This is a genomic window from Actinoallomurus oryzae, from assembly GCF_039541955.1.
Lineage (GTDB): Bacteria > Actinomycetota > Actinomycetes > Streptosporangiales > Streptosporangiaceae > Actinoallomurus > Actinoallomurus oryzae.
Genome location: NZ_BAABHF010000022.1, coordinates 98,041 through 115,403, shown reverse-complemented (window position 1 = coordinate 115,403; position 17,363 = coordinate 98,041). Strand labels below are relative to the sequence as shown.

The window sequence follows — 17,363 nt, the reverse complement described above, 5'->3', positions numbered from 1 at the left end:
TCATCGTCGGTGATGCCCGTGCGGTCGAGGGGTCAGGAAGCGTGCTTCGGCGTGTGGGCGCCCTTGCCGGACGGCACCGGCGGGTCGTCGTGCACGATCATGTTCGGCACGGTGCTCTGCCGTTCGCGCCGCCGCCGGAGGCTCACCTGGAACCGGCTGCGGTCCCCCCGGTGGTAGGCGACGAAGTACTCGACGGGACGGCCCGTGACGTCCCAGGCGGTGCTGCGCAGGAGCAGCACCGGGTCGCGCGGCCGGACACCGAGGGCCTCCGCCAGGGGCGCGGTCGCCGGGATCGCCTCCACGAGGCGGCGCCCGTGGTCGAGCTCGACGCCGTACTTGTCCTCCAGCAGGCCGTACAGGGACTGGCGGGTGAAGTCCTCGCTCAGGATGCCGGGAGCGACGTCGATCGGCAGGTACGTGCGGGCGAGCACCCACGGCTCGCCCCCGACGTAACGCAGGCGCTCCAGGTAGATGACCTGGTCGGCCTCTGCCAGCTCGAGCGCGGCGGCGACGTCGGCCGGCGCGGGCACCGCGTCGAGGGCGAGCACCCGGCTGCGCAGCTCGTCGCCGCGCGCCGTGACGTCCTCATAGAGCCCGGTCAGGGACTGAAAGAGCGTCTCGTCGGTCTTGCGCGCGGCGGCGAAGGTGCCCTGGCCCTTGCGGCGGACGATCCGCCCGTCCTCCTCGAGCTCGTCCAGCGCCTGCCGGACGACCGTGCGGGACACGCCGTACTCGTCGCACAGCGCCATCTCGCCCGGCAGCCGTGCGCCGGCCTCGATCTCGGTGTCCAGCCGCTGGATGAGCAGCTGCTTCAGCTGCGCGTAGTACGGCAACGGCGATCGCCGGTCGATGCGCCCCTCTGCCATGCAGGCCAGTATCGCATGCTGTCATGTCAGGATGACAAAGCCCGCCCGTTGCGCGTTCACAGCACCCGGCGGGCGCCCGGGAGGCGGCGCAGCCCCGCGGCCAGCGGGAACGCGGTCACCACCGCGACCACCGACACCAGGCCCCAGGCGGCGAGCGCGGGCAGGCCCCGGCCGGCCGGCGCGTACTGCAGGACGACCACGAGGGGGAGGTGGACGATGAAGCACGGGGCGTCCGATCCGACCGCGTACAGCAGGGCGGACCCGCCCAGGCCGCCGGCCAGCCAGATCCATCCCGTACGGGCGGGGAAGCGTTCCAGCCATCCGTAACGGCCGGCGAGCACGCCGAGGGTGAAGAAGGTCGCGTACTGCGGCACCCGGGCGGGCTCGACCTGCAGGAAGTCGAGCACGGGCACCCAGGTGTCCAGCGGGTGGCGCAGCCGGATGACGTACGTGGCCGCGGCCACCGCCAGGGTGAGCAGGATCAGCGCCCGATGACCGGGAACGGGACGCGCCGGGCGAGCGCCGTCGCGCCCCCGTGACAGCAGCCGGGCGGCCTGACGGCACAGCAGGTACAGGAGGCTGTAGGCGAGCAGGTTCTGGATGAACCACAGGTGTCCGAACTGCAGGTCGGGCCGGCTCGGCCCGCTCCAGTCCGCGGGCCGGTCGCCCAGGCCGAGGTACACGTCGGCGAAGTCTGGACCGGCGCCCATTCGTCGTCCGCCGGAGGCTGCCCGCCGTGCGCCTCCGACAGCCTGCGCAGCTCCCTGCGGGCGCCGCGCAGGAGGTGTCCGAACAGGGCCGCCGCAGGGAGCTGCGCAGGAGGTGTCCGAACAGGGCCGCGCCCGTCGCGCCGTCCTCCAGCAGGGCGTGGCGCAGGTAGCCGCGCAGCACCGGGTCCGAGCCGAACAGCCGGGCGGAGACCTCGCCCAGCGAGGTCATCAGGTCGCGCTTCTCCGCACTCTCGGACCCGTGCTCGGCGAACAGCTTCAGCGCCGCCTGGCGCAGCCGCGCCCGTCCCGTCAGATCAGCCTTCGCCGGTGCCCGCATGTCCGCAGGCTAGTGGCTTGGCTCCGGGGCCGGGCGCGACTCCTCCGGCGGTGGCGCGGGGGCGGCGGGGGACCCCGGGCGGGCGTCGCGCGAGCGGCGGGTGAGACGGCGTCCGAGGCGTTGGCAGGGCGCTTCGACGTAGCGGTAGGTGAGCGAGCTGACCCCGATGAGCACGAGGACGAAGACGGCAAGACGGAGGACGTCGTCGTGTTCCGGTGTGCCGCCGAGCTGGTCGGAGATCATCAGCAGCACGGGATGGAGGAGGTACAGGGAGAAGCTGATCTTCCCCAGCCCGGCGAGCCGGCCGGGGATGCGACGGTGACGCAGCGCCCACGCCGCCGCGAACGTCACGGCCGCCAGCACGATCGAGCCGGTCCAGTAGGTGCCGAAGGCGTCCGCCTGCGCCTTCGACATGCTGACGTCGGCGTGCCAGACGGCCGCGGCGACGGCGCCGGCCAGCACGAGAACGGTCGTCGCCGCGGCCGTGCGCCGGCGAATCTGACCGTGCTCGGCGCGGTAGAGGACGGTGCCGGTGAACATCACCGCGAGGATGGCCAGGCCCTGCCACGCGCCGACCCGGCTGTTCACGCCGACCAGGGTGAGGGCCAGCGCGCCGCCGAGCAGCCCGCCCGCGATGCGCAGCGCCGGCCGGGACGAGACGGCCGCGAGGATGGCGGAGGCCATGGTCAGCGCGGCGATCGCGACGATCGGCCCGACGCCCACCCTGGTCGACAGGGCCGCCATCGGCAGCAGCCCGCCGACCACCACGGCGCCCGCCACCAGGAGGAGCGCGACGGGCGCCGAGCGCCGGTGGACGCCGACCACGAACAGCGCGACGACCAGCAGGTAGAAGGCCATCTCGTACGACAGCGTCCACAGGACGTTGATGACGTTCGGCACGGCGAGCACGTCCTGCAACATCGTCAGATGCGCCAGGACGGCGGTCGCGGGCCGATACTGCTCCAGCCCCGCCCGCAGCCCGCGTACGCCGAGCACGAACGGCAGCACGGTGATCGCGCACGCGACCGTCAGCAGCGGGTAGATGCGCAGCAGCCGACTGATCCAAAAGCCCCGCACCTGACCGTGCCGTTCGAGGGATGCGGGGATGATGTAGCCGCTGACGAGGAAGAACACCAGCACGCCGTACAGGCCGGGGTCGAACCACAGCCGCAGGCCGGCCCGCCAGTCGGGCGTGAAGTAGTAGGTGGCGTGGTGGAGGGCGACGACCATCGCCGCGATCCCGCGGAGCAGGTCCAGCCAGGCCAGGCGCTTGGGCGCGCCCGCGGCGGCGGGCCCGGCGCGGCGCGAGGGCAGAGGAACTCGGTTCATCAGCGGAGATCCGGTCAGTGGGGGTTGGCGGTCAGCAGTTCGCTGAGCAGGTCATCGAGACTGACCAGGCCGATGAAGGGGTTGTCGGCGGTGGCGACGACGGCGAGCTGGGCGCGGGAGTTCCGCATGGTGGTGAGAGCGTCGAGCACCCCGCAGTCGGGAGGGAGGGTCGGAACGGAGTACATCATGTCGGCGGCGCGCCCGTTCGCGGTAGGACCGGTGACGGCCTCGCGTACGTGGAGCATGCCGACGACTTCCCGGCCGTCGGCGCGGACGAGGATCCGGGTGTGCCCGCGGTCGGCCGAGGTACGGCGGATGCGCTCGGCGTCGGCGTCGGCGGGCACGGCGGCGACGTCGTCGGCCGGGACGATCAGGTGGCCGATGGTGGCCTCGTGCGTGGCGATGGCCCGGCCGAGAAGGGCGTGCTCGGCCCGGCCGATCAGCCCGAGGCGGCGTGACTCGGTGATCAGATGGGACAGGCGCTGCGGGTCGGCGTGGGACTCGGCTTCGTCCGGTGGGCGGACCCGGACCAGCCGTACCAGCGCGGTCGTGGCGCCGTTGAGCACGGTGATCAGCGGCCGCGCGATCCGGGTGAAGGCGCGGAAGGGCACGGCGAGCGTCCGGGCGGAACGCTCGGGGTCGGTGATGGCCCAGGACTTGGGCACCATCTCGCCGACGACCATGTGCAGGAAGGTCACGACGGCCAGCGCGACGACGAACGCGATCGGGTGACGCACCGCCCCGGGGGCGCCGACGGCCTCCAGCGGAGGGTTGAGGACGTGCTCGAACGCCGGTTCGGTGACGGCGCCGAGGCCCAGCGAGCACATGGTGATGCCGAGCTGTGCTCCGGCGAGCATGAGGGACAGCTCGTCGATTCCGGCGACCGCGGCCCTGGCCGTACGGCTGCCGCGGGCGGCGTCGCGCTCCAGCCGTACGCGCCGCGCGGCGACGAGCGCGAACTCGGCGCCGACGAAGAAGGCGTTGCCCGCCAGCAGCAGGATCGTGATCGACAGGGAGGCCGGCAGGTTCATCGGCTCTCCTCGCGTGCCGTGGACAGCAGGCGCATCGCGATGGTGCGGGGCACGCGCCTGCGTACGCTGAGCACCTCCAGCTCGGCGCGCGCCGACGGACCGTGCCGGGGCTCCACCGCGACCTCGACGCGGTCGCCGATCCGGGGCAGCCGGCCCAGATGGGCCATGAACAGGCCGCTGAGACTGTCGTAGGCCGGGTCGTCGGGGAGCGCCAGGCCGGTGACGTCGCGTACCTGGGCGATCCGCAGCGTGGCCGGCAGCCTCCAGACGCCACCCGCCGCCGGCGCCGGGGTGGGCGCCAGGGCGTCGTTCTCGTCGGCGATCTGGCCGACGAGCTGCTCGGCGATGTCCTCGAACGTGAGGATGCCGGCGAGCCCGCCGTACTCGTCGACGACCGCGGCGAACTCCTCGTGCGCGTCGCGCATCCGGCCGAGGACCAGGTGCAGGGGAACGGTGGCGGGCAGCAGGAGCGCCGGGCGTACGAGGTCGGCGACGAGCCGGTCGTCGACGGTGCCGGGCGGCGCGATCTCCCGTACCCCGGCGATGCCGATCACGTCGTCGATGTCCTGGTCGTAGACGGGGTAGTTCGTGTAGCCGGTCTCGGCGATCCGCTCCTTGAGGCGGGCGACGGTGGCGCCGGCGGGAACGGCGATGACGTCGGGGCGCGGCACCATGACCTCCGCGGCGGTGCGCTCGCCGAAGGTCAGCGCGCGTTCGAGCAGTACCGACAGGTCGTCGGGGATCCGGCCGGACCGGTGGGACTCGCCGATGATGTCGCCGAGCTCGGTCAGCGTCGCCCCGTGGGAGAGCTCTTCGACCGGCTCCACTCCGACCAGGCGCAGCAGCCGGGTGGCGGCGGTGTCGAACAGCCGGATCACCGGGCCGGCGACGGCCAGATAGACCAGCGTCGAGGCGGCCAGGGCCTTCGCCAGGGGCTCGGCGCGGGCGAGCGCGAGGTTCTTGGGCAGCAGCTCGCCGAGGACCATCTGCACGACGGTGGCCAGGACGAAGCCGAGCGCCAGGGCGGCGGGGCCCACGGCCGTGCCCGGCACGCCGAGCGCGTCGAGGACCGGTTCGATCACCGCGGCCGTCGCGGGTTCGGCGATGAACCCCACGACCAGTGCGGTGATGGTGATGCCCAGCTGCGCGCCGGACAGCATGAAGGACAGCCGCCCCATCACGGCCAGAGCGCGCCGCGCCCGCGTGTCACCGCGCCGGGCGTCCGCGTCGAGCCGGGACCGGTCGGCGGTGACGAAGGAGAACTCCTGAGCGACGAAGTAGCCCGTCGCGACGGTCAGGGCCAGCACGGCGGCGAGCCCCGTCAGCGCGCTCAGCATGACCCGGTCCCGGGTCTATGACCGGGGTCCGACGAAGCGGACACCGAACTCCTCCCGTTCAGAGCCGTTCGACGGCGGAGCGGCACGTTCTCTTGAAGAGTACCGCCGTGACGCTTCATCGCCGCACTTCAGGCCGCGAGAGCGGCGGCCTCGAATATCCGTCGACTTGTAGAAGTAGCGGAAATAGACTGAACCTTCAGCAAGGCGTGACCGTCAAAAGAACGAGATCGTCTTCGCGAAACGGGGAGAAACGGCCGCCGACGGCTCACACGGGTATCCAACCAGCGACACAACCGAGCACCGCGAATCATCGGCGTTGCGACAGCGACGCCCCCGAGGACCACCTCAGCAACGTTTCCGCGCGAACCACCTGGCCACCACGAGACTCTGCGAAAGGGGGCGAGTCGCTCGTGCCGCGCACTCAGGTCGAGGAGTTCTCCCACCGGTCGTGGGCGGAGCCACGGGCCGGCCTCGCATGGCGATCCGCCATGCGCCGGCAGCGTAACGTCCGTGCCGCCATGACCTTCTGGACCTTCAACGGCCTGCTCGTCGTCGGTGATTTCGTCGATCACGCCTGGCCCGTACTGCATCGCCGTTGATCCGCCTGGCGCCGAAGCGCCTGGCCACGTGATGAAGTGACCCGGCCTGCGCCGCTCATCGGCCACGGCGCAACGACCTGCGAGCACGGCGCAGGCCGCGGTTCTTCAGGACGCGGACGAGCGTGGCGGCGTCCGCGTCCCGCACCTGCAGGTCTTCGACGGCCGGCGTTCCTTCGGCCGCTCCGCTGGCGGCGATGGCACCGATGATGGCCTGACACGCGGCGTCGGGCGACACCAGCGGCGTGCCGGTGGCGGCCGGCGGGCGCGCGTCGCCCGGCGGCGTCCGGCCCAGGCTGGAGAGGTCGCCGACGACGCGTACGCCCAGCCGCGTGATGGCCTCCGCCGCCTCGGCGCCGATCTCGGCCGCCCGCTCCAGGGCCCAGGCCGGGGTGGTGATCCGGTGCTCTTCGGGGAGCGGCTCGTGCGACGCGCGCATCTGGGCGATCGCGCCGTACCTGATGAACCGCGGGTACACCTTCTCCGGCCACTTGCGGCGCCGGAACTCCTTGTTGAGCAGCCTGACGAGTTCGGCCTCCCCGGAGGTGAGCGAGCGATTGGTCAGGCTCCGCTCCGCCACCAGGATCCCCTCGGGCACCCCCAGGAGCGACTCGAACGTGCGCAGCAGCATCTCCGGCCGCGACTGGTCGACCACCACGACGGTCAGGTTCGCCGGACCGACGACAGAGGTCCACCGTCCGATGAGTTCGTCGTGTCGATGACGCCGCCAGAAGGTCGGCGTTGGTCCGGTGTGCGGCGGTTTGTTGAACATGGTGTCGAGCCAGGCGTCGTACCGCATCCGCAGGCCGTTCTGGACGTACTGCTGCCACTGTGACGGCAGGATCTTGGCCAGCGGGCGCAGCGTCACGACGACGTGCACGTTCGGGCCGCCCAGGTCCTCGACGATCCGTGGCACCGCGTCGTCGTCGCCGTCGGCGAAGAACTCGCTGCTCACCACGGCCCGGTCGGCGCCGGCGCCGGCCACCTCCTCGACCAGCCCGTCCCAGGCGTCGAGGTTCGGCCTGGAGTGCCCCAGCAGCGGCGGCCGTCCGATGACGGCGTGGACGGCGGCCATCGGATGCCGGCCGGTGCCGGGGAAGAGCACGCCGTGGTCGGCCAGGCGTTCGCGGGCCGTGTGAAGGGCGCTTTGCAGAGCCGTCGTGCCGGTCTTGTGCGGACCGATGTGCAGCAGCCGGGTGCCGGGTGCCACCTGAAGGTCGTCCGAACTCACATGCTCTCCTCACCTCACGAGCCGTCTGAGCAGCCTAGGAACGCCGATTTAACGTTTCATTAACCTTTGCTGGGGAGAACTTGAGCGTCGCCGTCCCGTGCCGTGGCCGATCCGCCGGGGCGGCAGGCGCGCGCCCGGCCCACGCCGGTCCGCCGGGCGTAGAGTGAAGAAGCGGCCGTGCGGGTTCAGCCATTCTCAGCTGATCACGGGATACATCGATGAGACCGTGGGCAGGGCAACGGGAGCGCTTCGAAGGCGGGAGCCCAGGCTCCCGTGCCATGAGCCACGACGAGCTCAGGGCGAGCGTGGAGGCGCATGCCGCTCTGCGATACGTCGCGACACTCGTCGCGCGTGGGGCACCGGCGTCCGAGGTGTTCAACGAGATCGCGAGCGAGATGGGCTCGCTCCTCAAGGTCGAGCACACGGCGGTACAGCGCTATGAGAGCGAGTCCGCGATCGTCGTCGGCTCATGGAGCCGGCACCGCGACCCGGGAGTATGGCCGCCGGTCGGCGAGCGCCGGCCGCTGCGGGAGGGGAGCATCCCGCAGCGAGTGCTCCGGACGGGTCGCACCGTGGTGCAGATCGGGACGTACGACCCGTCCGAGGGGCCGGGACGGAGCAGGCGCATCCGCTCGGCGGCGGGCAGCCCCATCGTGGTCCGGGGACGCATGTGGGGTCTGCTGATCGCCTGCTGGGACGGCGGCGAGACGCGCGCCGACGAGACGGTGTGGATGTACGACTTCGGCGTCCTCGCGGCCAACGCGATCACGAGCATCGAGAGCCGTGCCGAGCTCGCCGCGTCGCGCGCCCGCGTCGTCGCGGCCGGCGACGAGGCCCGGCGTCGCATCGAGCGCGACCTGCACGACGGCGTGCAGCAGCGCCTCATCGCTCTCGGCATCGAGCTGCGGCTCGCCGAGTCGGAGGTGTCGCCGGAGGACGAGCGTCTCAGGGAACGTCTCTCACAGGCGGTGAGCGGCCTGATGAGCATCGTCGACGACCTCCGGGAGATCGCCCGGGGCATCCACCCGGCGATCCTGTCGCGGGGCGGACTCGAAGCGGCCCTGGGCACCCTCGCCCGCCGTTCGGCCGTACCCGTCACGCTCGACGTGGACGTCGGCCGGCAGCTCGGAGAACGCGTCGAGGTGACGGTGTACTACCTGGTCTGCGAGGCGCTGACGAACGCGGTCAAGCACGCGAACCCGAGCCGGATCCGGGTCGGTCTTCGCACGGAAGGGCCGGTCCTGTGGCTGTCGGTGCGAGACGACGGCACCGGCGGGGCCGATCCCGCCCGGGGCACGGGCCTCATCGGCCTGCGCGACCGGGTGGAGGCGCTCGGCGGGAGCGTGTGCCTCACGAGCCCGCCGGGCCGTGGCACGACGTTCTCCGCCTCGATCCCGATCGACTCCGCGTGACCCTGGACGAACCAGGTGATCTGGAGCTGTGAGGGCCTGTCCCGCGCGGTGGAGCGTCGAGACAGGCCCTGGGCGGTCAGACGAACACGCGCCGCGAGACGACGCCGTGCCCGAGCTGGTGATCGCTCCACAGCTCGAAGCGATCGCCCGGCCGGAGAAGCTCGAGCGCCTCCTCTTCGGTGACCGTCATGGTGACGACGTGGTGGGTGTCTCCCGGCCGGAGCGGTTCCTGGTCGTCGGTGACGATCACGGCGTTGAAGGCCCTCACGCCCCCCGGCCCGTGGCGGTGCGCGCGCACGACCAGCCTGCGGACGGCGCTCGACCTCCGCTCGGTGGCCGGATCGAGAGTGACGAGTGCACGGAATTTGAGCGACCTCATGTGGTGGTCTCCTGGGGGGTCTTCACTGATGTGCGGATGAACCGGGCCGCGTTGTCCATCGCCTCCCGCGCGGCCGGCAGCAGGCGGTTGAAGGCCTGGAAGACGTGGATCTGGCCTTCCCAGACCTGGAGTTCGCACGGCGTGCCGACCTTGGCCAGGACCTCGGCGAACTGTTCGATCTCCTCGCGCAGGGCCTCCACGCCACCCAGCTGGATGAGGAACGGCGGCAGTGTCAGGCCGTCGCAGTTCAGGAGCGAGAGCCCCGGACCGGACCAGTCGTGGCCGCCCGCGTACTGCAGTCCGCAGCGCTGGGCGATGACCGGGCTGATGAACGGGTCCCGCCGGGATCGGTCGATCTCTGCCAGGTGCTCGCAGCTGAGGTCCACCCAGGGGGAGAACAGCACGACGCCGGCCGGTGCGGGCAGGCTCGACCGGCAGGCCTCGATGGCGACCGCCGCCGCGAGATGACCGCCGGAGGAGTCGCCGGCGATGACGATCCGTCCGGCCGGCACTCCCTGGTCCAGGAGCCAGCGGTAGGAGTCCATCGCGTCGTCGAACGCCGCCGGGTACGGATGCTCGGGGGCGAGCCGGTAACGGGGGACGAGGACGCGAAGCCCCGCCGTCGCCGCGAGCCGTCCGGTGATCACCCGGTGGGTCCGCGGGGAGCAGAAGCTGTAACCGCCGCCGTGCAGGTACAGCACGGCTCCTTCGCCCGGGTCGCGCGGGCGGAGCCATTCCCCGGTGATCGTACGAGGCGCCGTCGATCGGGATCCGCGCGTCGTGGCACGGAACCGCTGCACCCGTGCCCGGGGATCCGGGCGGACCAGGAGCGCGCCGGTCGCGAAGGCCGTACGCATCATCGCGGGGGTCATGAGCCGGCTCGGGAAGTGATCGAGCAAGGGGCGCCAGCCCACGCGCATCATCTCGGCCAGAATCCGGGCCTGCCGGCCCGGGGGACGAAGGCCGGCCGCGGACCGGCTCTGCGGGCGCACCGCGGCCTGGTTCTGGAGAGCGTTCATGGTCGCCACACCACCGATCAGGACTCTGCGTGGTAGGAGATGTCCGTGCGGTACTTCGGAGCACCGGCGTCAACGGGCCGGAGGGCCACACGTTCGCCTGAGGCGGGTTTCGGTTTTAGTCAATTATTGCACTATGCAGCAATTCTTCCCGGAATCTGAGCTGGGCAAACCTTGTGCGGGCTGCGGCGCATCGGGTTCCTGGTGCGGATTATGACGTTTGCCCGGAACCGTATTTGTCCTCTGCAACGTTCGCCGGAGGCCGGGAAAACCGGGTAGAACTGGTCCATGGCAGAGCGTGCGATGTGGTCGTCGCCGGCGACCGAGCCGAGCGGTGAGGACGTGAACGCCGTGACGGCGGCCGTGTTGACCGCGTCGCGGCTTCTGGTCGCCATCTCCGCGCGATCGCTGGCCGCGGTGGAGGAGCGGGTGACCCTGCCGCAGTTCCGGATGTTGGTGGTGCTGTCGGGCCGGCCGAACATGAAGCTCGTGACGCTCGCCGAACAACTCGCGGTGAATCCCTCGACCGCGATGCGCATGGTCGAGCGCCTGGTGGTCGCCGGCCTGGTCGACCGGCGGGTGAATCCGGAGAGCCGCCGCGAGATCCTCCTGCGCCTGACGGACGCTGGGGCGCAGATCGTCGATGAGGTCACCGCCCGGCGGCGTGACGAGGTCGCGGCCATCGTCGCCGCGATGGCGCCCGGCCAGCGAGCCGGGCTGATCGCGGCGCTGCAGGCGTTCACCGAGGCGGGCGGCGAGCCCGCGCTCGGCGAACCGGTCTCCGACACGCTGATGCTGGGCTGGCGGTGATCAGGGGAGACGTCGTCGGAACCGGGCGACATCCCGCACGCCCCCCTTCCTGATCGAGGCTGCTCTTCCCGGGCTTGGACCCGTCGATTCCCGCACAATGCAAGAATTATCCGGTGTCCGGTGCGACGATCCCGGTTCGGGGAACTCCGGGCAGGTGGCGTGGGCCGCTGGCTAGTGTCAGGAGAAACGACTGCGGCAGGAGATGAGCGTCACTCATGAGGAGGCTTGAGCCACTGCTGTGGTGGCTGCCGTTCGTGGTGATGGCGATCGTCGCAGTCGTCGACCTGCTCGAAGGGCCCACGCTGGGCTATCTGCCGTTGCTGGCCCTGGGGCCGGCGTTCGCCAGCCTGCGCCGTGGTGTCCGCGGGGCCCTCCTGGTCGGACTGATCTCCGTCGTGCTGTGCGTGGTGCTCGCGGCGTACGACGGGGTGCTGGGGCATCGGCAGAACAACATGTTGCTCATCTCGCTCGCCGGAGTGACGCTGGCGAGCGCCCTGGCCAGCGCGGTCCGGCAGCAGCGCGAGCAGGAGCTCGCCGACGTACGGACGGTCGCCGAGGTCGCCCAGAAGGTGCTGTTGCGGCCGGTGCCGCGGTGGGCGGGGCCCATACGGGTCGCGGTCAGTTACATCTCCGCCGCCGCGGAGGCGCGCATCGGTGGAGACCTGTACGAGGTCGTCACCAGCCCGCTGGGCGTACGCATCCTGGTGGGTGACGTGCAGGGCAAGGGCCTGGAGGCGGTGGAGACGGCCGCGGCCGTGGTCGGGGCGTTCCGGGAGGCGGCCTACGACGAGCCGGACCTGGCCGGGGTGATCGCGCGGTTGCAGACGTCGCTGGACCGCGTGCTGTCCGGCGAGAGGTTCGTCACCGCGGTCCTCGCCGAGCTCCGCGACACACGGATCAGCCTGGTGAGCTGTGGTCATCCTCCTCCTCTCGCGATCGGAGCCGACGGTGACGTCCACTTCGTCGATCTTGCGGATCCGGCGCCGCCGCTGGGAATGAGGGACCTGAGCGACGTGAAGCCGCAGGCGCGCGACGTCTCCTTCGCCCCGGGCGACCAGATGCTCTTCTACACCGACGGGGTCATCGAGGCGCGGGACCGCGAGGGCCGTTTCTATCCGCTCCAGGAGCGCGCCTTCCTGCTGAAGGAGCGCGGTGCCGAGCAGGCGCTCGAGGACCTGCGCGCCGACCTCGTACGCCACGTCGGAGGCCCGGTCGCCGACGACGCCGCCATGCTGCTCATCCGGCACCGCTGATCGGCGTTCCGCCCGCTGGCGTAAAAGCGATGTTTGGGACGGCTGTGACTGTCGGTGCGTTAGGCCGCAAAAAATGTTCAAGGCGCGTTTCGACCTGTTGAGCTGCGGTAATGGGGCCGATAAGCATCCGTCAATCACGGGGGAGGATGCGATGACCGAACCACGAGGGCATCGCGGCTTCAACAGACCGTCCGGAGCGGGGCCCAGGGAAGAACCCATGCGCCCGCCTCCGGGGGGTGAGGTCGACGAGGAGGAGCGGGAGTTCTCGTTCTGGCAGGATCGCACCAGGGTGTTCCTGCAGCCGATCGCCGCACCCTCCATCCTGGGACTGTTCGGGCTGGCAACGGCGACCATGATGGTCGGTGCGTGGATGGCGGCCTGGTACGGCACCGCCCGCCTGCCGCTGAACCTCTACCCGATCATCTTCGTCGCGGGTGGTCTCGCGCAGTTCCTGGCGGGCATGTGGTCCTACCGGGCCCGCGACGGCCTGGCCACGGCGGTGCACGGAATCTGGGGGGCGTTCTGGCTCGCCTTCGGCCTGTTGCTGGCCACCGTCCCGGCCCTGCTCCCGCCGAGAGGCGGGGTCGCCGATTCCGCGTTCGCGTTCTGGTTCGTGGCCCTGTGTGTCATCACCGGGCTGTGCGCACTCGCGGCGCTGGCCGACAACATGGGCATGGCGGTGTTGCTCGGGCTGCTGTCCGTGGGGGCCGGCTTCATCGCCGCCGGTTACTTCTCGGGGGCGTCCTGGCCCATCCGCGTGGCGGGCTGGCTGTGGGTGATCGGGTCGGCCGTGGCACTGTACGTCGCGGCGGCGATGATGCTCGAGAACAGCTTCCGGCGCACCATCCTGCCGATCGGCCGGTACAGCATGGCGGCGAACATCCCGGGCCGTAGGGCCACCCGACCGCTGGAGTACCGGCAGGGGCAGCCGGGTCTCAGGATCGGACAGTGAGCCGCCCCGCCCGGTAGCCGGCCGCCTCGCCATGATCGTCCTCTGCCGCCCGGACCGCTCGCTGACCGGGCTGGCAGAGGACGCGCTGGTCAAGAGCATTTCTGTGTCCGCTAGGCTCAACGCCGTTGCCCGAGTCGTTGGCCCCCGCGGGAGCACAGAGTGTCAAGAGTGGCCTGGTTCTGCCGGTCGTTGGCGCGCCACACCAGTCGCGCCTACCACCTCGCCTGCGCGCGTGATGACGCGGCGAGACATCGCTACAGCGTGCCCGACGGCGTGTGGGTGTGCGACGAGTGCGACGTCGTCCTGCTGGACGCCGCGGAGGTGTCGCGGCACGGTCCGCACACCCTCTGAGGGGCGCTACCGCTCGTCGGAGGCCTGGGCCGTGGCGACGTCATGGGGGTAGGTCCGCCGGCCCAGGAGGAGAATTCCGGCGCTCGCGACCAGCGGCACCAGCGTGATGAGAAACGCCGAGCGCAGTCCGGTGGCGCTGAACGCCCTTCCCGCCGACAGCAGGTCGGCGAGGAAGCCGAAGGTCACCGGGGCGACGGACTCCGCGGCCATGCGCAGCACCGTACGCACGCTCTCCGCCCGCCCCCACAGGCGGAAGGGGACGACGTCGAGCCGGGCCGCGTCCACCGGAGGGTTGGACGCCGCCAGCGCGGCGGCCGCGAGCAGGAACAGCGGCAGGGCGATCGCCACGGACGTGGTCAGCAGCGCCGGGACGAACAGGCCGGCGGAGATGAGGAAGGCCAGCGCCGGTACGGTCAGGCGGGCGTCGAGGTGGCCACGGCGGATGAGCCGGTCGGCGATGCGCCCGCCCGCGAGCGTGCCGGCCAGCGCACCGGCGCCGACGATCACCACCAGGCCGCTGAGCGTTCCCTGGGCGAGGTGGTATTGCCGCTCGACGAAGACGACGCTGAACGTGCGCAGCCCGGCGTAGAAGAAGTAGCCCATCGCCGATGCGACGATCAGGACGACGTTGGTGGGAATCGCGAGGATGTACCGCGTCACCTCCCAGATCGACATCCGTGCCGGGTCGCGCCGCAGAACGCGGGTGGGCTCGGGCGCCACCTGACGGTCGCGCAACGCCGACCGCGCCGGATCGGGTGGCCGCGCGTCACCGGCTTCCCCTTCCCGTACGCCGGAGGACAGCCGGCGGTGACCGCCGCGAGCCGGTTCCGGCAGCTCCCGCCGGATCACCACGATGAGCGCGACGCCGAGGAGGCCCAGTAGCCAGAAGGCCGATCGCCAGGTCAGCAGCCGGGCGATGTTTCCCCCGGCCAGCAGGCCGACCCCCGCGCCGAGCAGCTCGCCGCTCAGGATGAAGCCGTAGATCCGCGCGCGTTCGGCGGAGGGGAAGTAGTCACCGATCAGCGACGCGAGCGTCGGGCCCGCCGTGGCGGTCGCGGCCCCGAGCACGAGCCGCGCCGGCAGAAGCGAGGTGTAGGAGCCGGCGAACCCGCCGGCCACCGTCGCCACGCTCCAGACGGCGATGCTCGCGGCCAGCAGACCGGTCCGCCGGACCCGGTCGGTGAGCATCCCGACGGGGATCGACGCGAGGCCGCCCATCGCCGACGACACGGCGGTCAGCGAACCGAGCTCGGTGTTGGACAGGTGAAGGCTCCGCTTGAGCTCCGGCCCGGCGGCGCCCACCGTGCCCTTGTCCGCGGAGTCGAGCGCCAGCACGCACGCGAGTACGGCGATCACCCGGAACCGGGCCGGGCCGCCCACGGCCTGGATGATCCACCGCTTCCCCGCCTCGCCCCACCAGCGCATGATCATCGGGACCGCTGGGCGTTCTCCATGCTCAGGGCGTACCTATCCGCCTCCGCACTCATTTGGACACGACGCCTCGCCCGCGTTCCATCCTCTTGGGGAGCGTACGGGCCCACGGGAGTCCGGCACGCGCTCGGACGGCGCTACGGTGAGATTTCATCTTCGCTTTGTGTAGTCAATACATCACTGTTAGTGTTTGTGTTCATGCCCCCCTCAAGTAAGCACGAAGCGATCTGCGAGATGTTTCGCAGTCACCCTGAGCTGGCCGCCGAGATCGTCGATCGTTCGCTCGGCATTTCGCTTCCTCGCTACCGTGAGGCCCGGCTCAGGTCGGAGACCGTCACCGAGGATCGGCTCGCCGAGTTAAGCGCCGACGTGGTGGTCGAGTACTGGGCGGCGGAACGGAACTTCGCCGTGATCGTCGAAGTCCAGAACGACCCGGACAAGGACAAGCCCTACAGCTGGCCGTTCTATCTGATGGGCCTGCGGTATCGCCTGAAGTGCCCGGTCAAGCTGCTGGTCGTGTGCACCTCGCGCCGCGTGGCCGCGTGGGCCTCGCGGCCCATCGACCTCGATCATCCCGGGATGACGCTGAGGCCGATCGTTCTCGGCCCCGATCAGATCCCCCAGGTGCTCGAGCCGGACGAGGCCGCCAGGAGCCCAGAGCTGGCCGTGCTGTCGGCACTGGCACATGGCCACCGGGAGGACGCGGGTAAGACTCTCGAGTCGCTGATCGATGCTTACGGAGTGCTCGATGACGATCACCGGGCTCTCTATCATGATGTCGTATCGGCAGTGCTTCCGCGGGCCACCCGGCACTACCTGGAGACGCTGATGAAGCTTAAGAACTACGAGTACCAGAGTGACTTCGCCCGCCACTACTTCAGCGAAGGCAAAGCCGAGGGGGCGGTCGAGGCGGTGGCCAAGACCATTTTAATGGTGTTGTCGGCGCGTGGTGTCTGCGTTTCCGCTGACGTCCGTGATCGCATCGTCGGCTGTGGGGATCTTGCTCAGCTGGAGGCCTGGGCGCAGCGGGCGGGAGTCGTCACCACGGCGGCGGAGCTCTTCGACTGATCCCTCGCAGGGGAGTGCTGGCCGTTACCGGACGCGCCTGACATCGGACCTTGCCTTCCCTTACTGGCGAGTAAGACTGGCGATGTGTCCGTTGTGTTACGTGGTCGTGACGACCAACTCGCCGTGCTGGAGGGCCTGCTCGACCGGGCCCGGTCCGGGCGGGGCGGTGCGCTCTCCGTTCTCGCCGAGCCCGGTATGGGGGAAGACCGCACTGCTGGAATGGGCCGTACGCCGGGCCGGCCCGGACTTTCGCACGCTCGGCATCCGCGGGATCCGGCAGGAGTCGTCGCTCGCGCTCGCCGGCCTGCACCGCCTGCTGGGCCCCGTCGCGGACCGGATCTCGTGCCTGCCCGAATGCCAGGCCGGGGCGCTCCGCCGCGTGTTCGACGGGAACGGCGCCGCCGACCCGTTCACGCTCTGCACCGCCGTGCACGCCCTGCTGACCGCGACCGCGCGCTCCGGACCCGTCCTGTGCTGGATCGACGACGTGCACTGGCTCGACCGCGCGTCGCTCGAGGCCATGGCGTTCGCCGCGCGGCGGCTGGGCGACGAGCCGGTGGTGATGCTGTTCGCCGCGCACAACGAGCACGTGACCACGCCCGAGCGTGACCGGCTCGCCGGGATCCCGCGGCTGCCGCTTCCCCCGCTGGACGAGGCCGCGAGCACGGAGGTCCTCACCGACCGGTGCCCCACCGGCGTCACCGAGGATCTGGCGGCCGGGCTGACCGAGCTGACCGGCGGCAACCCGCTCGCGCTCGTCGAGATGGCCGCGGCGCTGACGCCCGGCCAGCTCTCCGGGGAGCAGCCTCCTCCGGAGACGCTGCCGCCGGGCAGCCGGCTGCGGGCGGTGTACCGGCGGAGGTTCTTCCGCCTGTCGCCCGATGCCCGCCGGCTGGCCCTGCTCGCCGTCGCCGACGACCGCCTCGACGGCCGGACCCTGACCAGGGCCGCCGAGGCCGACCGCCTGGACCTGCGCGAGCTGGAGGCCGTACGCGCATGGGGGCTGGTGCGGGTCGACGGCGACTCGATCACGGTGCCGAGCCCGGTCATCCGCAGCGCCGTGTACGCCGACGCGCCGCTGGCCGAGCGGAACACCGTGCACGAACTGCTCGCGAGGGTCCTCGACGACGACCGGCAGCGGGCCCGGCGGGTCTGGCACCGCGCCGCGCTCGCCTGCGAGGCGAACGACGTGCTCGCCGCCGAGCTGTGCCAGGCGGCGGCCGAGGCCGGCGCGGCCGGGCGGTACACCGACTC

At 71.2% G+C, this 17,363-nt stretch carries 17 protein-coding genes; 7 read left to right on the top strand and 10 right to left on the bottom strand.

Annotated elements, in window-relative coordinates; translation table 11 throughout:
• Positions 1 to 32: 32 nt before the first annotated feature.
• From ABEA10_RS19370 to ABEA10_RS19350, 5 genes are all read right to left on the bottom strand, one after another.
• Positions 33 to 866 carry a GntR family transcriptional regulator gene (locus ABEA10_RS19370; protein WP_345465594.1) on the bottom strand — a complete coding sequence of 278 codons (834 nt, stop codon included), beginning with the start codon at positions 864 to 866 and terminating at the stop codon, positions 33 to 35.
• Positions 867 to 922: 56 nt separating this feature from the next.
• Complete coding sequence (locus ABEA10_RS19365; protein WP_345465591.1) at positions 923 to 1,576, bottom strand: hypothetical protein; 654 nt, start codon at positions 1,574 to 1,576, stop codon at positions 923 to 925.
• A gap of 346 nt (positions 1,577 to 1,922) precedes the next feature.
• Positions 1,923 to 3,242: an acyltransferase family protein gene (locus tag ABEA10_RS19360; protein WP_345465588.1), complete on the bottom strand. Its 1,320-nt coding sequence runs from the start codon at positions 3,240 to 3,242 to the stop codon at positions 1,923 to 1,925.
• Positions 3,243 to 3,256: 14 nt separating this feature from the next.
• Positions 3,257 to 4,273 (bottom strand): hemolysin family protein, encoded by a 1,017-nt coding sequence (locus tag ABEA10_RS19355; RefSeq protein WP_345465586.1) that lies wholly within the window; start codon positions 4,271 to 4,273, stop codon positions 3,257 to 3,259.
• Positions 4,270 to 5,610, bottom strand: a complete 1,341-nt coding sequence (locus ABEA10_RS19350) for a hemolysin family protein (protein ID WP_345465583.1) — start codon at positions 5,608 to 5,610, stop codon at positions 4,270 to 4,272. The genes ABEA10_RS19355 and ABEA10_RS19350 overlap by 4 nt, the downstream gene beginning before the upstream one ends.
• A 410-nt stretch (positions 5,611 to 6,020) precedes the next feature.
• Here ABEA10_RS19350 and ABEA10_RS19345 point away from each other — a divergent pair, with 410 nt between their 5' ends.
• The gene (locus ABEA10_RS19345) at positions 6,021 to 6,209 is read left to right on the top strand and encodes a hypothetical protein (protein ID WP_329247021.1); all 189 of its coding nucleotides are present in this window, start codon (positions 6,021 to 6,023) and stop codon (positions 6,207 to 6,209) included.
• Between the two features lie 55 nt (positions 6,210 to 6,264).
• On the opposite strand, the gene ABEA10_RS19340 is transcribed toward ABEA10_RS19345, so the two are convergent.
• The gene (locus tag ABEA10_RS19340) at positions 6,265 to 7,437 is read right to left on the bottom strand and encodes a hypothetical protein (protein ID WP_345465581.1); all 1,173 of its coding nucleotides are present in this window, start codon (positions 7,435 to 7,437) and stop codon (positions 6,265 to 6,267) included.
• A 278-nt stretch (positions 7,438 to 7,715) separates the two neighbouring features.
• On the opposite strand from ABEA10_RS19340, the gene ABEA10_RS19335 reads away from it, so the two are divergent.
• Positions 7,716 to 8,849, top strand: coding sequence for a GAF domain-containing sensor histidine kinase (locus tag ABEA10_RS19335; RefSeq protein ID WP_345465579.1), 1,134 nt, complete (start codon positions 7,716 to 7,718; stop codon positions 8,847 to 8,849).
• A gap of 76 nt (positions 8,850 to 8,925) precedes the next feature.
• On the opposite strand, the gene ABEA10_RS19330 is transcribed toward ABEA10_RS19335, so the two are convergent.
• Positions 8,926 to 9,228: a hypothetical protein gene (locus ABEA10_RS19330; protein ID WP_329247013.1), complete on the bottom strand. Its 303-nt coding sequence runs from the start codon at positions 9,226 to 9,228 to the stop codon at positions 8,926 to 8,928.
• Entirely contained in the window at positions 9,225 to 10,247 is a 1,023-nt protein-coding gene (locus ABEA10_RS19325; protein WP_345465576.1) for an alpha/beta hydrolase, read from the bottom strand. Before ABEA10_RS19325 ends, ABEA10_RS19330 begins: the two co-directional genes overlap by 4 nt.
• A 285-nt stretch (positions 10,248 to 10,532) precedes the next feature.
• On the opposite strand from ABEA10_RS19325, the gene ABEA10_RS19320 reads away from it, so the two are divergent.
• The 4 genes from ABEA10_RS19320 (at position 10,533) to ABEA10_RS19305 (ending at position 13,610) form a co-directional block, all read left to right on the top strand.
• Positions 10,533 to 11,054 (top strand): MarR family winged helix-turn-helix transcriptional regulator, encoded by a 522-nt coding sequence (locus ABEA10_RS19320; RefSeq protein ID WP_345465574.1) that lies wholly within the window; start codon positions 10,533 to 10,535, stop codon positions 11,052 to 11,054.
• A 215-nt stretch (positions 11,055 to 11,269) separates the two neighbouring features.
• Positions 11,270 to 12,307 (top strand): PP2C family protein-serine/threonine phosphatase, encoded by a 1,038-nt coding sequence (locus ABEA10_RS19315; RefSeq protein WP_345465572.1) that lies wholly within the window; start codon positions 11,270 to 11,272, stop codon positions 12,305 to 12,307.
• 217 nt (positions 12,308 to 12,524) lie between these two features.
• Complete coding sequence (locus ABEA10_RS19310) at positions 12,525 to 13,259, top strand: acetate uptake transporter (protein ID WP_345465570.1); 735 nt, start codon at positions 12,525 to 12,527, stop codon at positions 13,257 to 13,259.
• Between the two features lie 159 nt (positions 13,260 to 13,418).
• A complete protein-coding gene (locus ABEA10_RS19305) occupies positions 13,419 to 13,610 on the top strand; it encodes a hypothetical protein (RefSeq protein WP_345465568.1) in 192 nt (63 codons plus the stop codon).
• A 6-nt stretch (positions 13,611 to 13,616) separates the two neighbouring features.
• On the opposite strand, the gene ABEA10_RS19300 is transcribed toward ABEA10_RS19305, so the two are convergent.
• Entirely contained in the window at positions 13,617 to 15,041 is a 1,425-nt protein-coding gene (locus tag ABEA10_RS19300) for an MFS transporter (protein WP_345465566.1), read from the bottom strand.
• A 198-nt stretch (positions 15,042 to 15,239) separates the two neighbouring features.
• On the opposite strand from ABEA10_RS19300, the gene ABEA10_RS19295 reads away from it, so the two are divergent.
• The gene (locus ABEA10_RS19295) at positions 15,240 to 16,109 is read left to right on the top strand and encodes a hypothetical protein (protein ID WP_345465564.1); all 870 of its coding nucleotides are present in this window, start codon (positions 15,240 to 15,242) and stop codon (positions 16,107 to 16,109) included.
• A gap of 96 nt (positions 16,110 to 16,205) precedes the next feature.
• On the opposite strand, the gene ABEA10_RS51170 is transcribed toward ABEA10_RS19295, so the two are convergent.
• Positions 16,206 to 17,357 (bottom strand): hypothetical protein, encoded by a 1,152-nt coding sequence (locus tag ABEA10_RS51170; protein ID WP_425550924.1) that lies wholly within the window; start codon positions 17,355 to 17,357, stop codon positions 16,206 to 16,208.
• Positions 17,358 to 17,363 lie beyond the last annotated feature (6 nt).